The following is a 15,255-nucleotide window of genomic DNA, read 5'->3' on the forward strand; positions in this document are numbered from 1 at the left end:
GCCCCCCGAGGGTGGGTGAGGGGGGCTGTGCGTGGGGGGGGGGCGGCGCCCCCCCCGGGCGGGGGGGGGGGGGGCGCCACCTCGACGGGGCGCCCGGCGACCTTGGCCGCGGTCCGCCGTTGTGCCGTCTTGGTCATCTCGGGTCAGCCCTGGGCGAGGATGTCGTCGATCTTGCCGGAGGCGTCCTTCAGCAGGGAGTCGATGTCGGCGTCCTCCTTGGTGAGGACCGCGGAGACGGCTCCGTCGAGGACGGAGTAGATCTGCTGGGCGCTCGGCGGCTCGATCTTCATGTCCAGGCTCTCGTTGCCGTCCAGGAACGCCTGGTAGTTCTCCACCGGGACGTTCGCGTTCTCTTCCTTGACCTGCTGGTCCTTCTCGTCGGCGGCGCCGGTGAACAGGCGCGGCTCGGGCAGGCCGACGGGGGCGTCGTTCTCCTTGGCGCGGGCGTAGTCGCCGAGGAAGCCGTCACCGGGGGTGAGGAACATGGCGTCGAGCCACTTCAGTCCGGCCCGTATCTCCTCGGGGCTGGCGTTCTTGTTGAACATGTAGCCGTCGCCGCCGATGAGGGTGCCGTTGCCGCCGGGCATGGGCGCGAGAGCCATGTCCTCGTAGGTGGCGCCCTTCTCCTTGACCAGGATCGGGATGTTGTCGGGGGCGGCCAGGTACATGCCGAGCTTGCCCGAGCCCATCATCTGCTGCACGTCGTTGATGACGAGGAGCTGCTTGCTGCCCATGGAGTTGTCGGTCCAGCGCATGTCGTGCAGGGTCTGGAGGACGGCCTTGCCCTCGGGGGTGTCGATGGTGGCCGACTTGCCGTCCTCGCTGACCACGTCGCCGCCCTGCGAGTACAGCTCGGCGGTGAAGTGCCAGCCGCCCTGGTTCTGGGCGCTGTAGTCGGCGTAGCCGACGGTGCCGTCGCCGAGGTCGGCGATCTTCTTGGCGGCGGTACGGACCTCGTCCCAGGTGGCGGGCGGCTGGTCGGGGTCGAGACCGGCCTCCTCGAACAGGGCGCGGTTGTAGATCAGGCCCATCGAGTAGCCGGTGCGCGGAATCCCGTAGATCTTGCCGTCCACGGTGTAGATGTCGCGCAGCTGCTGCTGGATGGTCTCGTAGCTCTCCAGCTCCTCGATGTACGGGGTGAGGTCCGCGGCCTGGTTGATGTCGACGACGTGGTTGACGTCGGTGAAGTACGTGTAGAACACGTCCTCCATCTGGCCGCCGGCGAGCTTGGCGTCGAAGGTCTTCGGGTCCTGGCAGGGGAACGCGTCGTGGGGGACGACGTCGATGTCCGGGTTGGCCTTCTCGAAGGCGGCGACATCGTCCTCGAAGAACTGCCGGTCGACCTTGGCGCTCTTCGGCGGCATGCAGTTGACCGTGATCTGGGTCTTGCCGCTCTCGGCGTCGTCCCCCGAACCGCAGGCGGCCAGGGCGGTCAAGGACATGGCACACGCGAGCGTGGCGAACGTACGGCGGAACCCGGAGCTTCTCATCGGTGGACCCCTTTGGGCAGGAGCGCTGAGCCCCTTCGGGCCGAGCGGGTGGGCGTCGCACACTCAAGCACCGACAGCATCGCCACGCAAGATGTCACGCAGAATTTGCAATAAACTGACAGCCAAGGACGGACAAATGACAGCCTGACGAGGGTCAGTCGCGCGGCGCTTGCGCGGTGGAACCACGCACCACCAGTTCCGGCTCGAAGAGGAGTTCCTCGGTGGGCACCGCGCTGCCGCCGATCTGCGCGTTGAGGAGTTCCACCACGGCCCGCCCCATGGACTCGATGGGCTGGCGGACGGTGGTCAGCGGCGGTTCGGTGCAGTTCATCAGCGCCGAGTCGTCGTAGCCGACGACCGAGATCCGGGACGGGACGTCGAGCCCCTTGCGCCGGGCGGCGCGCACGACACCGAGGGCGAGCGGGTCGCTGGCGCAGATGAAGCCGGTCACGCCCCGGTCGATGAGCTTGGCCGCGGCGGCGTGTCCGCCCTCGATGGAGAACATGGCCCGCGCCACGTGCTCGTCCGGCAGCGCACCGCCCGCGACCTCCCGCGCGGCGGCGAGCTTGCGCGCCGAGGGCACATGCTCGACGGGGCCGAGCACCAGGCCGATCCGCTCGTGCCCGAGCGAGGCGAGATGCCGCCACGCCTGCTGCACGGCCACCGCGTCGTCGCAGGAGACACCCGGGAAACCGAGATCCTCTATGGCGGCGTTGACCAGCACGACCGGGATGTTGCGGTCGGCCAGCAGCCGGTAGTGATCATGCGGGGCGTCCTTCTGGGCGAACAGCCCGCCGGCGAAGACCACGCCGGAGACCTGCTGCTGGAGCAGCAGTTCCACATAGTCGGCCTCGGAGACCCCGCCCTTGGTCTGGGTGCACAGCACCGGGGTCAGCCCCAGCTGGGCCAGCGCCCCGCCGATCACCTCCGCGAAGGCCGGGAAGATGGGGTTCTGGAGCTCCGGCAGGACCAGTCCGACCAGCCGGGCGCGCTCTCCGCGCAGCTGGGTGGGGCGCTCGTAGCCGAGCACGTCGAGGGCGGACAGCACCGACTGCCGGGTGGCCTGGGAGACCCCTGGTTTGCCGTTCAGCACCCGGCTCACCGTGGCCTCGCTGACCCCGACCTTCTTCGCCACTTCAGCAAGTCGTCGCGTCATACCCGCAAGAATAGCGCAAGGTGCGCAAACGGCTTGCGTAGTGGGAGTGATTTTGAGGCGGGAGGAGGGGAGGGGGGCGGCGGTTGTCGTTCGGGTGCAGGCCGCCTTGAGCTGGTCGCGCGGTTCCCCGCGCCCCTTGGGGGTGGTGGTCACCGGCGTGTTGGCTGCGGGCCGGCTGTGTGGCTTGGGGGTTCGACCGAGGCGCCGTCGGCGACCTGAACGCCGACGGTGCCCGGTCAGCTCTCGGACGCGTGGACCACGCTCAGATGGCTCGCGCCCGTACGCCGGTCACGGCGGTGGCGGCGCGGGGCCGCCGGGGGCTTGCGGATCTCGCGCAGGACCAGGGTCAGCCGCGTGCAGCCCAGCTCGCGCAGCGCGCGCGGGGTCTCGCCGACCACCCGGCAGTCGGTGGCGCCCCAGCGCGGATCGGGATGGTGCACCGGGCGCACCGCGCCGTCGTGCTCGAAGGCGTACTCCCCCATCGCCCGGATCCAGTGCGGCAGCCCCTGCCGGAAGGCCGCCTCCATGATCGGGTCCTGCGCGATGTCCCGGCGGATCGACTGGAGCTGGTGATCGTGACTGTGCCGCTCGACCGAGGACGCGAAGTGGGCCAGCATCGGCAGACACCACTGCGCCTCATGATCACCGAGCACCGTGGCCGCGTCCGGGTGGAACAGGACGAACCGCAGGAAGTTGTCCCGTGGCATGGCCGTCGGATGCGGACCGATCTCACGGAAAAGTGTCTCGAACGCGCTGTTCGCCAGGACCACGTCCCAGCTCCGGTCGACCACGAAGGACGGGAAGGAGAGGGCGTCGAGGAGCGCGGCGTAGTCCTGGAGATACGCCTGGGCCGCACGGCTCGTGGGGAGGGACTGCGATAGCGACGACTGCTGTCCACCTGCCTGATATGCCATCGGGAGGTCACCCCTCTTGCCTATGCGGCCTTCTCGCGGCGTGCCGATCCTGCTGCCCCGGACGGAGCCGTGTCAACTATCGTGGCATTCCACGACGGTTGACGGCTGAAATTGGCCACAGTTGTGGCGAGACCTGGATGTGAGTTCGAACGAACCGCTACGCTCCGGGAAGTCACGGCAACCCGCTTGAGAGATGGCTGTGAGAAACGTAGGAGACACGTCGGTGACGGATGGCTACGAGATTCCGGGCGCCGCCGCGTCGGCAGTGCTGTCGGCCGTCGTCGCCCGCGTCAGCGCACTCACCGACCGGCTCGGCACCCCGCACGCCGAGATCTTCGACACCGCCCGGCTCTCCGTGGCCTGCGGTGTCCCCGAGCCCGTGGTGAGAGAGCTGCTGGCCGACCGGCCCGCAGGCGAGCCCGATGTGCAGGCCCGCTTCCTGCAACGGCTCGACCTGCTGCGCCGCACCCGCCTCAAGCCCAACGGCCGCAAGTACACCCAGCAGGAGATCGCGGACGGCGCGGGCATGTCCCGGCAGCAGGCCGGCGCGCTGATCAACGGCGACCGCAGGCCCACCATGGAGCACTGCGACGCCATCCAGCGCTTCTTCCGGGTGCACGCCGGGTTCCTCACCGCCGAGGACCCCGAGGCGCTCGCGGGCACCCTCCAGCGCACCGAGCAGGAACTCCTCCAGCGCCTCGCCGACCGGGAACGCGCGGCAGCGGCACGGGCCGCCACCGAGGACCCCCTGGAGAAGCTCCTCCAGGACCACGGCGTGCGCGGTATCGCCTGGCGGGCCGCGCAACTGCCCACCGATCAGCACCGCGACAAGGTCGCCGAATGGCTGGACATGCTCCTGGAGAGCGTGAAGCGCCCCGATTCCTGACCCGGGCGGCGCGGGTCCGGTCCGGCGGGAACCCTGCCGGCGGAGTGCGCTGAGCGGGGGAGAACCGGTGTGGTCGGGGCGGATTGTCAGTGGTGGTTGGCAAGCTGGAGGCTGCGTTCCCGGTGGGCGGGGGCGCGGACTCCAGGCGAGGAGAGCCGACCATGCGGACCGTGCTGCTGACCGATCGTGAACGCGCTGCCCTTCAGGCCTATCTGCGCCTGCTGCACACGGTCCGGGCGGCGTACGACGGGGACGCCGGACCGCCCGGCCGGCCACCCCTCGTACCGCCGGGCGTCCTGGCGGAGGCCGACCGGGCACTGGCGGACGCGGGGCTCAGCGGGAACGAGGAGGACTTCTTCCGGATGCTGGGCAACTGGTGCCCACCGGCGGCCACGCCGTAGGCCGGTCGGCCGGATCATGCCGGCGATGAGGCTCGATGGCCCATCGACCGACCCCGGCGGGCTCTGGTGCGTACGGCTGCGCGGCGGCGGAGGTCGGCGACGCGTTGGGGGACCCTCGCGCGAGCACAGCCGAGCCGGCGACCGACCACAACGCGGCAACCGCACGCACCGGACCCCGTGAAGCGCCCGGATGACCCGTACGAGGGGCCACCGTCCGGATCAGCCCAGCGGGACCGTCACGGCCGTCGTCGCCAGGCCCCGCTGGATGGTCCAGCGGCCCTCGAAGTGGCTGAGGCGCCGCCCGGCGACCAGCGGGCCGGGGACCAGGAGTTCGGCCCGCAGGGCGCCGGAGGTCTCGCTGGCGGGGTCGGGGATCAGCTCGATGTCCGCCTCCGAGAAGTCCAGCCAGCTGCGGGTGAGCGGGAACCACGCCTTGTACACGGACTCCTTCGCGCTGAACAGGAGCCTCTCCCAGTGGAGTTGGGGATGGCGGGCGGCGAGCCCCGTCAGGCGGGCCCGTTCGGAGGGGAGGGCCACGGCCTCCAGCACACCCTCGGGGAGGGGGCCGTGAGGTTCGGCGTCGATACCCAGGGAGGCCAGGTCGGTGGCGCGGGCGAGGGCGGCGGCGGCGTAGTTCTCGCAGTGGGTCATGCTGCCGATCAGGCCGGGGGGCCAGCCCGGCGCGCCGCGCTCGCCGGGCAGGACGGGCCGGGGCGCCACGCCCAGCTTGTCCATCGCGCGGCGGGCGCAGACGCGTACGGTGGCGAACTCGCGACGCCGCTTGGGCACGGCCTGCGCGACCAGGGCCGCTTCCTCGGGGTAGAGGGCGGCCTCGGCGGTGGCATCGGGGCCGAAGGTCTCCACGGCGACGACGGGGACGGGCAGCAGCTCCTCGATCACCGGGGTGCGACCTCCTCGGTCAGGATCGGGCGCAGCCGGCCCGGCGCCTGGGGCCGCTGGCGCCATTCGCGGGGGTAGCCCACGGACACCTCCTCGAAGCGGACACCGTCGTGGACGGTGGTACGGGGGATGTGCAGATGGCCGTAGACCATGGTCCGCACCCGGAAGCGGCGGTGCCAGTCGGCGGTGAGGGCGGTGCCGCACCACATGGCGAACTCGGGGTGCCAGAGGATCTCGGTCGGGTGGCGGTCCAGGGGGTAGTGGTTGACGAGGACGGTGGGCAGATCCGGCGGGAGCGCCGACAGGCGCTGTTCCGTCTCGGCGACGCGGGCCCGGCACCAGTCCTCGCGGGTGGGGTACGGGTCGGGGTGGAGCAGGAACTCGTCCGTGCAGACGATGCCGGTGGAGTTCGCGTAGTCGAGGCCCTGGGCCTTGGTGGGGTGGCCGGGCGGCAGCCAGGAGTAGTCGTACAGAAGGAAGAGCGGGGCCACGGCGACCGGGCCGTCCGGCGACTGCCAGAGGGGGTAAGGGTCCTCGGGGGTGAGCACGCCCAGCTCGCGGCAGAGGGCGACCAGGTGGTCGTAGCGGGCGGTGCCGCGCAGGGTGACGGTGTCCTTGGGGTGGGTCCACAGTTCGTGGTTGCCGGGGGCCCAGATGACCTTGCGGAAGCGGCTCGCGAGGGTCTGAAGGGCCCAGTGGATGTCGGCCACCGTCTCGGCGACGTCGCCGGCCACCAGGAGCCAGTCGTCGTCCGTCCCGGGGCGCATCCGCTCCACCAGGGCGCGGTTCTCGGCGTACCCGATGTGCAGGTCGCTGATGGCCAGCAGTTGACCGGTACCGCCGGCCGTGGATGTCACCCGTGCCCCCTCAGATCAGCCGAGCGTGATCACATGACCACTTCACCACGAGATCACACTCCCGAGGCGGGGAGCAAGGGGCGCCGGGGCGGGCCCGGCGCGTGGCGCGGGGGTGGGGTACGGGTCGCGGTACGGGTGGGCCATGGGTGGCGGTACGGGCGGCGGTATGGGGGGTGGTACGGGCTGCGGTATGGGTGGGCCACCGGGGGACATGGGAGGTGAACGGGAGCCTGCGTTCCGGGGGTACATCATCGGAAAATCCGTAACACGCATGTTGCACGCCGGGTCCCTGCGAGCCCGTATGATCGCCCCGACACCACCCGCCGCGACCCCTCCTGTCACGCAGGGCGGTTTGGTGTACCTCCAGCCACCCCTGCCCGGGCACGGGCGTGCTCCGCCCTGCCCGCCAACCGTGAAAGGCGGCCTGCATGGTCTCTCGCGTACGCGTCTGGCTCAACCGCACGTACGCGGAGAACGTGTTCTTCATGGATCAGCTGAGGCGAAATCCCAGCGACCGGGCCGTCGAGATCCATGCCACCCACGGTGACCCCGACTCCCCCGTGCTCGCCGCCGCCGACACCGCCGAGCTGGAGCCGGAGGGGCTGTCCCCGGCGGGGTACGTGGAGTTCGCGCTGGACCAGTGCGCGCGGCGTGGCATCGATGTCTTCGTGCCGCGGCTGCACCAGTCGGCGATCGTGGCGCACCGGGCCGAGTTCGAGGCCGCCGGTACGGCGCTGCTGGCGCCGCCGCCGGAAGCCGTCGCCGTGTTCCGGGACAAGGTGATCGCCTACGAGGCCGTACAGGCGATCGGGGTGCCGGTGCCTCCGTGGTGGCGGGTGCGCAGCGCCGATGAGCTGCTGGCCGCCGTGGAGGAGCTGGAGGGGGCCGGGCACAAGGCGTGCTTCAAGCCCGCTTCCGGGGCGGGCGGGGTCGGGTTTCGGATGATTACTCGTGCCCCCTTCTCCTTGCTGCATCTCAGTGGGTTTCCCACGCCCTATGTCCAGCTCGATCTGGTGGTGCAGGCGCTGCGGGAGGCCGAGGAGCCGGTCGACTGGCTGGTGATGCCCCGGCTGGAGCAGCCGGAGGTGTCGGTGGACTGCCTGACCGGGCCCGACAACCGGGTGCGGCTCGCGGTGGGGCGGACCAAGAACGGGCGGCGGCGCGGTTTCACGCTCCATGAGCAGTGGCTGGAGCCCGCGCGGCGCACCGCGGAGGGCTTCGGGCTGCACTACCTCTCCAACATCCAGTTCCGGATGTTCGGGGACCGGCCCGTATTGATGGATGTGAACGCACGCCCGGCCGGCGGGCTGCACCAGCTGTCCCTGTGCGGGATCAACGCGCCCTGGGCGGCCGTGCAGCTGGCGCTCGGCGAGGATCCCGGTGAGATGGCGCCGCCGTTCCTCGGGCAGGACTACACGGTCGTGTCGGGGCCGCGTCCGCTGCTGGACTCCGCCCCCGTGCCGCTGGTGGAGGAACCGGGGCCGACGCGGCCCGCGGTGGCCGCCCAGCCGCAGGTCCAGGCGGATCGGCCGCTCCAGCCGGTCCAGCCGGTCCAGGCTTCGGCTCAGGGGTCCGCTCAGGTCTTGCCGCTCCAGCCCTTGACACCGTAATTGGTCCAGACCACATTGGGTGGCGCACCACTCGTACTCCCGAACACCCCACACCATTCAGGGAGATCGCGTGCGCAACCAACTCTTTCGGCGTGGCCGCCTCGGCAGACGTCTGCTCGCGCTGTTCGGGGCCGCCGCTCTCGCGCTCGGCGGGGCCGTGGCCCTGCCGGGTACGGCCCACGCGGCCAATGTGCTCACCAACCCGGGGTTCGAGTCCGGCGCCCTGGCGCCCTGGTCGTGCTCCGGGAACCTCGGGTCGGTCGTGTCCACCCCCGTGCACGGCGGCTCGCGGGCGCTCCAGGGGGCCGTGAGCGCCAGTGACAACGCGCGGTGCGCCCAGACGGTCGCCGTGCAGCCCGGCACCACGTACGCGCTGACCGGCTGGGTCAGGGGGGCGTACGTCTATCTCGGGGTCGAGGGCGGGTCCGCGACCTGGACGAACTCCCCGTCGGGGTACGCCCAGCTGAGTGTGTCCTTCACCACCGGGGCCACGCAGACCAGTGCCACGGTCTATGTGCACGGCTGGTACGGACAGGGCGCCTATCAGGCGGACGACATCAGTCTGGACGGGCCGGGCGGCCCGCCGGACACCCAGGCGCCCACCGTGCCGGGCGGTCTGCGGGCGACCGCGCAGACCACGTCGAGCGTGAGCCTCGCGTGGAACGCCGCCACGGACAATGTGGGGGTCACCGCGTACGACATCTACAGCGGCGCCAACCAGGTGCTCAGCGTGTCGGGGACCAGTGCCACGGTCAGCGGCCTCGCGCCCGGCACCACGTACACCTTCACGGTCCGGGCGCGGGATCTCGCCCAGAACACGTCGGGGGCCTCCAACGCGATCACCGTGACGACCGGGCCCGGCGACCCCGATCCCGGCTTCAAGCAGGCCGCGCCCTATCTGTATCTGGGCTGGGGCGATCCGCCCGCCGCGGCCACGGTGATGAGCGCGACCGGCATCAAGTGGTACACGATGGCGTTCATCCTGTCCTCGGGCGGCTGCAACCCGGCCTGGGACGGCACCCGGCCGCTGACCGGCGGCAACGACCAGAGTGTCATCAACTCGATCCGCGCGGCGGGCGGGGACATCGTCCCGTCCATCGGCGGCTGGAGCGGCAACAAGCTCGGGCCGAACTGCGCGACCGCCGAGGCGCTCGCGGGCGCCTATCAGCAGGTCATCGACGCCTATGACCTCAAGGCGATCGACGTCGACATCGAGAACAGCGATGAGTTCGAGAACGCCGTGGTGCAGGACCGGATCCTCAACGCGCTGCGGATCGTCAAGGCCAACAATCCGGGGCTGCGGACCATCATCACCTTCGGTACGACGACCACCGGCCCGACCTACTGGGGCAACCGGCTGATCGAGCAGGCCCACGCGCTGAACGCCAATATCGATGTGTTCACCATCATGCCGTTCGACTTCGGCGGCGGCGCCGACATGTACGGCAACACGGTGAACGCGTCGGAGGGGCTGAAGAACAAGCTGAAGTCGGTCTTCGGCTGGGACGACGCGACGGCGTACGCGCACATGGGCATCTCGGGGATGAACGGGCTCAGCGACCAGCAGGAGCTGACCTCGGTGCAGACCTGGACGCAGATCCGTGACTACGCCAACTCCCGGCATCTGGCCCGGCTCGCGTTCTGGTCCGTCAACCGTGACCGGCCCTGCCCGGGCGGCGGGGTGACCAGCAACTGCTCCGGCATCGCCCAGAACAACTGGCAGTTCACGTCGATCACGGCGGGGTTCACCGGGTGACGGACGGGCGCCGCGGCTCCGGCTGACGCAGGACGGGCCGGGCGCTCCGGCATACGCAGAACGGGCCGGTCACGCCGGCCGAACAGCTCGTGGGGGTGCCCGGTGTCCTCGTACCCACGCCCCAGGTCCGACCGACCGGACCTAAGCCGGGTACCCCCACGTTTTCGCCAGCTCCGTCAGGCGGGGCGGCAGCGCGAGGTCGGGGGCGGCGGGGCGGGCGGACTGGATGCGGCCGGACTTGATGGTGCTGCTCCAGTCGCCGAGCTGGGGGCGGAAGGTGCCGTGGTCCTTGCTTCCGTAGTCGAGCATGGACGGCTCCCAGGGGACGCCGAGATGGGCGCACAGCTCGCGGGTGGCGGCCTCGGGCTCGGCGGTGAGATGTTCGTACCGGATCACCTGGGCCTGCGGCAGACCGGCGCGGGCCTCTTCCAGTTTCTCGCTGTAGCCAAGGACCTCGGCGCGGATCCGGTCGGGGTCGGGGTGGGCGCGGCGGTCGGTCAGTGAGGTGATGACCGCGCCGGGGTGGCGCAGCAGGAGGATGTAGCGGGCGTCGGGCCAACATCGGTGCAGCCGGGGCCAGATGAGGGTATTGGCGGGGGTCTTGTCGACGATGACGTCCTTGCCGCTGCGGGCGAGTTCCAGGTGCAGCACCCGGTCCCACAGGACGTGTTCCAGCTCCTGCTTGTCCAGCTCCAGTTCCTTCATCGCGGCGGCGGTGAAGTCGCGGCCCAACTGGACGTGCAGGGTGCGCAGATGCATCTCGTGCGGGGCGCGGATGCGGCTGTGGCTGTTGAGCAGCACCCTGAGCAGGGTCGAGCCGGAGCGCACCGAGGAGAGCACGAAGACCGGGGAGTCCACCAGGCGCGGGGCGCTCGGGGCGACGTAGGTGGTGGTCTTGCCGCTGGGCTTGGGCTGGGACGGGACCGCGTCCAATTTGCGGCGGGGCGGGCTCACCGCCTCGGCGATCAGCCGGCCGCGCCTCCTGAGCCCCTTGCCGATCGCGGACCTACGCGGATCCCGCACGGTGCACCTCTTTCGCTGTCGTCCCTGCCCTGTGTCGTGCCTTCGCATCTCAGGGGCGGCAGGCGAACTCCAGGTGTCGCGGAGGCGACGAATCCGGTTCGCCGGAGGCGGGGAATCGGCCGTGGCCAGGCGCTTTACCGCTTCCTTAATTCTTGATGGGAATGGCGTCGGGGCCGTCAGGTGAGATCGCGGTCTTCACGTGGGATCGGGGTCTTCAGGTGGCGTCGGGGTCCTCAGGTGAGATAGGCGAGGCCGGGGTGGACGGCTGTGTATCCGTCGACGAGCCGTCGGGCCACGTTGACCGAGTCGACCAGCGGATGCAGCGCGAACGCCTTCACAGCCGTCGTACGGGATCCGGAGTCAACCGCGGCGAGCACCTCGCGCTCGACGGCCTTCACCGCGCAGACCAGGCCGGTGGCATGGCCGGGCAGCGGGTCGACGGCGACCGGGTGTGCGCCATTGGCGTCGACCAGACAAGGCACCTCGATGACGGCGTCGGCGTCGAGCGCGGCGAGGGTGGCGCGGTTGCGGACGTTGAGGATGAGGGTGGTGCGCTCGTCGCGGGCGATGGCCCGCATCAGGGCGAGGGCGACCTTCTCGTAGCCGCCGGAGAGATCGTCGGCGTCGCGTTCGCCCGCGCCCGCGGTTTCCCGGTTCTCCGCCATGTACGTGGCCTCGCGCTCGGCGCGGGTACGGTCCCAGGCGGCCAGGGCCGACACGGTGGGCGCGGCCGGGTCGCGCATCTCCTCATAGAAGCGGGCCTGCTGGTCGCGGAGGAAGGCGCCGCGGGTCTGCTCGGCCTGCCGGTAGGCGCGGACGGTCTCGCGGTTGAAGTAGTAGTAGTGGAGGTACTCGTTGGGGATCGCGCCCAGGGAGCGGAGCCAGTCGGGGCCGAAGAGCTTGCCCTCCTCGAAGGAGCCGAGCAGGGCGCGGTCGGCGAGCAGTCGCGGGAGTTCGTCGCGGCCCGCGACGCGCAGGCCGCGCACCCAGCCGAGGTGGTTGAGGCCGACGTAGTCGATCCATGCCTCGGCGGGGTTCCCGACGCCCAGAACGCGGGCGATACGGCGGCCGAGGCCGACCGGGGAGTCACAGATGCCGATGACGCGGTCGCCGAGGTGGCGGGACATGGCCTCGGTCACCAGTCCGGCCGGGTTGGTGAAGTTGATGACCCAGGCGTCGGGGGCGTGGCGGGCCACCCGGCGGGCGATGTCGACGGCGACCGGTACGGTCCGCAGGCCGTAGGCGATGCCGCCCGCGCCGACGGTCTCCTGTCCGAGGACCCCTTCGGCGAGCGCCACCCGCTCGTCCTGCGCCCTGCCCTCCAGTCCGCCGACCCGGATCGCGGAGAACACGAAGTCGGCGCCGCGCAGGGCCTCGTCCAGCTCGGTGGTCGCGCTCACGCGCGGCGCGTCGGGGACACCGGCCGCCTGCTCGGCGAGCACGCGGGTGACGGCCGAGAGCCGCCCGGCGTCCAGGTCGTGCAGCACGACATCGGTGACCCGCCCTTCGGCATGGTCACCGAGCAGCGCCCCGTACACCAGCGGCACCCGGAACCCGCCGCCGCCGAGGATGGTCAGCTTCATGTGGTGTGCGCCTTTCATCTGTGTGCGTGCGCGGGGTCTGGCCACGCGGTCGCGCTGGTGTCGGTGAGGTGGTGTGGTGCGTTGGTGTCGTGCGTCGGTGTGGTGTCTGGCTTTGTTGCTGTGGTGCTGTGGTGCTGTCGCCATGATCCCCCGGCGGGTGGGTTGGCGGCGGCCGGAGTGGCGGGCGATCGATCGCCGGGGGCCGGGTGGCCCTCTGACGGGTGGGCCCTTCCCTTGGCCCTGCGCGGTCATCGAGGGCACCCCGGGGCTTCAGGGGGGCTTCATCCGGGGGTTCTGGGGCCACGGCATTGTCCACGGGGTGAGTGAGGGCAGACCGGTCCGGCGCGGCGGCGTCGGGCTGTACGAACACCGCGCGTTCGCGGCGCCGGTCCGGCTGGAGTGTTTCCGGCACGAGGGACCGGTCATCGGCAACGTCCAGCCCTTCCGGGGCCTGGACTGGCTGCGGGCGCACTGGGTGCCGACCCTGGCCGGGGGCGACGTGCGGGCCGTGCCGGTCGACCTGCCGGAGTTGCGGCCGGGTGAGACGGCGGCGCTGGCGTTTCCGTTCCGGGCCGGTGCCAGCGGGGTTCGGCTGCGGGTGACGACCGCGCGGGACGAGCCGGGGGCGCCGCGCGGCACGGTCGTCTGTCTGCTGGAGCTGCCCCCGGTCGCCGCGCCGAGGCCGTGACCCGTCCGCGCGACCCCTCTGCGTGATCCGTACAACCCCTCCCCCCAATTCCTCCATTCCATCCCCTACAGGGAGTTTCGTGTGTGTACCTCGCATGACCCGATCCATGACGGCATGGCCGGCCAGGACGTCTGCCATGCTCCTCAGGCCGGTGCCGGGAGACGTACCTTCCTGCGCGCCACCGCGCTGCTCGGTGCCGCCGCGACCGCCTCGGTCGGGCTGCCCGCGGGCGGCGCCGAGGCGGCTACGGCGAGCAGTTGGCGGCCGGATCCGGACAGCCGGCGGTTCACCTTCGCGGTGATGCCCGACACGCAGTACCTGTTCGACGGGCCGAGCATCGACGCCGAGCCGATCGAGGCGTCCTTGCGCTATCTGCTGGAGCAGGGGCGCGAGGAGAACATCGTCTTCCTGTCGCACCTGGGCGATCTCACCGAGAACGGCACGGTTGCCGAGGTCGCGGCGGCGAGCGCGGCCTTCCGGATCCTGGACCGGCAGGGCGCGGGCTACAGCGTGGTCGCGGGCAATCACGACGTACGCTCCTCGACCGACGATCAGCGCGGAACCACGCCGTTCCTGGAGGAGTTCGGTCCGCGGCGGTTCAAGGGGCGGCCCACCTTCGGCGGGGCCTCGCCGGACGGCTACCACACGTACCACCTCTTCCAGGCCGCCGGACGGCAGTGGCTGGTGCTGGCGCTGGACTGGCGGCTGTCGGACCAGGGCTTCGACTGGGCGAAGCAGGTCCTCGCCGCGCACCCGAAGGCGCCCGCCATCCTCACCACGCACGAACTGGTGCACGCCGATGACGCCCTGTCGTCGTACGGACAGAAGCTGTGGGACCGGCTCATCGCCGAGCACGACCAGATCTTCCTCACCCTCAACGGGCACTACTGGCCCGCCGCCCGTGCCGTACGCACGAACGCGGCCGGGAACGACGTACATCTGCACCTGACGAACTACCAGAACCGCTACTACGGCGGCGCGGCGATGATCCGGCTGTACCGGTTCGACCTGGACCGGAACACGATCGACGTGGAGACGGTGTCGCCGTGGATCCTGGGGCGGGCGGCCAAGGGGCTGAACGCGCTGGAGCGGCGGGAGATCGAGATGACCGGGGACGCGGACCGGTTCTCGGTGCGGATCGATTTCGCGGAGCGGTTCGCCGGGTTCGCGCCGGTGCCCGCGCGACCCGCCCGCCCGGCGTCGGCGCTGCTGGTGCGCGGGACGGTCGCCTACTGGCGGTTCGACGGGCGCGCGGACGGCGCGGCCGTGACGGGCACGGTCCGTGATCTGTCCGGGCGCGGCAACGATCTGACCCTCCAGCGGGTGCTGGACGGCACGCTCACCTGGTCCGCCGACCATCACCCGGATCAGCCGGGCCACGGCAGCCTGCGGTTCGACGGCGACAAGTCGCCGCTGCGAGGCGCGTATCTGCGCACGGTCGACGGGGCGCCGCTCAACGCGGCGACCTTCCCGCGCGGCTACACGATCGAGGCGTTCTACAAGGTGCCCGCCGACTGGACCGGCTCCCGCAACGCCTGGGGCGGGCTGGTGAGCCGAGCGGGCACGGGCGGACAGGCCGGGAAGACCGAGGGCGACCTGGACGAGCCGCTCGCCACGCTCTCCCTGTCGGACGGGCCCGGCCCGCAGTGGGCGGTGCGCCCGCTGAACCAGCAGGGCATCGCCACCAACTGGGGCCACGAGACGGCCCGCGAGACCTGGTGGCACGTCGCCGTCGTCAACGACGGCCGCCACACGACGATGTACGTCGACGGCTGCCCGGTCGTCCGCAACCCGACGGCGAGCGCCAACGGGCTCACCTCCGCCGGACTGCCGTGGCTGCTCGGCGGCTACGAGTACGGCGGCCGGATCGACCAGATCCACCACGGCTGGCTCGGTGACGTCCGGATCGTCGAGCGGGCGCTGCCGGTCTCGCAGTTCATGAACCGCTGACCTCCGACTCCGGGTTCGTCAGTTCCGAGGGCTCGTCCCGC

13 protein-coding genes are annotated in these 15,255 nt (G+C 71.2%); 6 read left to right on the forward strand and 7 right to left on the reverse strand.

All coding sequences use genetic code 11. The features are described 5' to 3' along the window. Positions 1–143: 143 nt before the first annotated feature. The 3 genes from ACFXAZ_RS07095 to ACFXAZ_RS07105 all read right to left on the reverse strand — a co-directional run bounded on the left by ACFXAZ_RS07095 (position 144) and on the right by ACFXAZ_RS07105 (position 3,560). Positions 144–1,490 carry an ABC transporter substrate-binding protein gene (locus tag ACFXAZ_RS07095; RefSeq protein WP_384586146.1) on the reverse strand — a complete coding sequence of 449 codons (1,347 nt, stop codon included), beginning with the start codon at positions 1,488–1,490 and terminating at the stop codon, positions 144–146. Positions 1,491–1,644: 154 nt separating this feature from the next. Continuing rightward, positions 1,645–2,646 carry a LacI family DNA-binding transcriptional regulator gene (locus ACFXAZ_RS07100; protein WP_384586148.1) on the reverse strand — a complete coding sequence of 334 codons (1,002 nt, stop codon included), beginning with the start codon at positions 2,644–2,646 and terminating at the stop codon, positions 1,645–1,647. A gap of 236 nt (positions 2,647–2,882) precedes the next feature. Beyond that, positions 2,883–3,560 carry a hypothetical protein gene (locus ACFXAZ_RS07105; protein ID WP_384586150.1) on the reverse strand — a complete coding sequence of 226 codons (678 nt, stop codon included), beginning with the start codon at positions 3,558–3,560 and terminating at the stop codon, positions 2,883–2,885. A 223-nt stretch (positions 3,561–3,783) separates the two neighbouring features. Here ACFXAZ_RS07105 and ACFXAZ_RS07110 point away from each other — a divergent pair, with 223 nt between their 5' ends. Both ACFXAZ_RS07110 and ACFXAZ_RS07115 read left to right on the forward strand, forming a co-directional pair. After that, positions 3,784–4,446: a helix-turn-helix domain-containing protein gene (locus tag ACFXAZ_RS07110; protein WP_384586152.1), complete on the forward strand. Its 663-nt coding sequence runs from the start codon at positions 3,784–3,786 to the stop codon at positions 4,444–4,446. A gap of 161 nt (positions 4,447–4,607) precedes the next feature. Continuing rightward, positions 4,608–4,847, forward strand: a complete 240-nt coding sequence (locus ACFXAZ_RS07115) for a hypothetical protein (protein ID WP_384586154.1) — start codon at positions 4,608–4,610, stop codon at positions 4,845–4,847. Between the two features lie 219 nt (positions 4,848–5,066). Here ACFXAZ_RS07115 and ACFXAZ_RS07120 read toward each other — a convergent pair whose 3' ends face one another. Both ACFXAZ_RS07120 and ACFXAZ_RS07125 read right to left on the reverse strand, forming a co-directional pair. Next, entirely contained in the window at positions 5,067–5,747 is a 681-nt protein-coding gene (locus ACFXAZ_RS07120; protein WP_384586156.1) for a 4'-phosphopantetheinyl transferase, read from the reverse strand. Continuing rightward, positions 5,744–6,604 carry a metallophosphoesterase family protein gene (locus tag ACFXAZ_RS07125; RefSeq protein WP_384586158.1) on the reverse strand — a complete coding sequence of 287 codons (861 nt, stop codon included), beginning with the start codon at positions 6,602–6,604 and terminating at the stop codon, positions 5,744–5,746. Before ACFXAZ_RS07125 ends, ACFXAZ_RS07120 begins: the two co-directional genes overlap by 4 nt. 428 nt (positions 6,605–7,032) lie before the next feature. Here ACFXAZ_RS07125 and ACFXAZ_RS07130 point away from each other — a divergent pair, with 428 nt between their 5' ends. Together ACFXAZ_RS07130 and ACFXAZ_RS07135 are read left to right on the forward strand one after the other, a co-directional pair. Beyond that, complete coding sequence (locus tag ACFXAZ_RS07130; RefSeq protein WP_384586160.1) at positions 7,033–8,214, forward strand: ATP-grasp domain-containing protein; 1,182 nt, start codon at positions 7,033–7,035, stop codon at positions 8,212–8,214. Between the two features lie 70 nt (positions 8,215–8,284). Beyond that, positions 8,285–9,970, forward strand: coding sequence for a carbohydrate binding domain-containing protein (locus ACFXAZ_RS07135; RefSeq protein WP_384586162.1), 1,686 nt, complete (start codon positions 8,285–8,287; stop codon positions 9,968–9,970). A 141-nt stretch (positions 9,971–10,111) separates the two neighbouring features. Here ACFXAZ_RS07135 and ACFXAZ_RS07140 read toward each other — a convergent pair whose 3' ends face one another. Then, positions 10,112–10,993, reverse strand: coding sequence for a sulfotransferase family protein (locus ACFXAZ_RS07140; RefSeq protein WP_384586164.1), 882 nt, complete (start codon positions 10,991–10,993; stop codon positions 10,112–10,114). Between the two features lie 233 nt (positions 10,994–11,226). Beyond that, entirely contained in the window at positions 11,227–12,576 is a 1,350-nt protein-coding gene (locus ACFXAZ_RS07145; RefSeq protein WP_384586166.1) for a 6-phospho-beta-glucosidase, read from the reverse strand. A gap of 319 nt (positions 12,577–12,895) precedes the next feature. Between ACFXAZ_RS07145 and ACFXAZ_RS07150 the strand changes: the two genes are divergently transcribed. Both ACFXAZ_RS07150 and ACFXAZ_RS07155 read left to right on the forward strand, forming a co-directional pair. Next, positions 12,896–13,264: a hypothetical protein gene (locus ACFXAZ_RS07150; RefSeq protein ID WP_384586168.1), complete on the forward strand. Its 369-nt coding sequence runs from the start codon at positions 12,896–12,898 to the stop codon at positions 13,262–13,264. 81 nt (positions 13,265–13,345) lie between these two features. Further along, positions 13,346–15,214 carry a LamG-like jellyroll fold domain-containing protein gene (locus ACFXAZ_RS07155; RefSeq protein ID WP_384586170.1) on the forward strand — a complete coding sequence of 623 codons (1,869 nt, stop codon included), beginning with the start codon at positions 13,346–13,348 and terminating at the stop codon, positions 15,212–15,214. Positions 15,215–15,255 lie beyond the last annotated feature (41 nt).

It is taken from the genome of Streptomyces sp. NPDC059477 (assembly GCF_042749375.1).
In the GTDB taxonomy this organism is placed as follows: Bacteria; Actinomycetota; Actinomycetes; order Streptomycetales; family Streptomycetaceae; genus Streptomyces.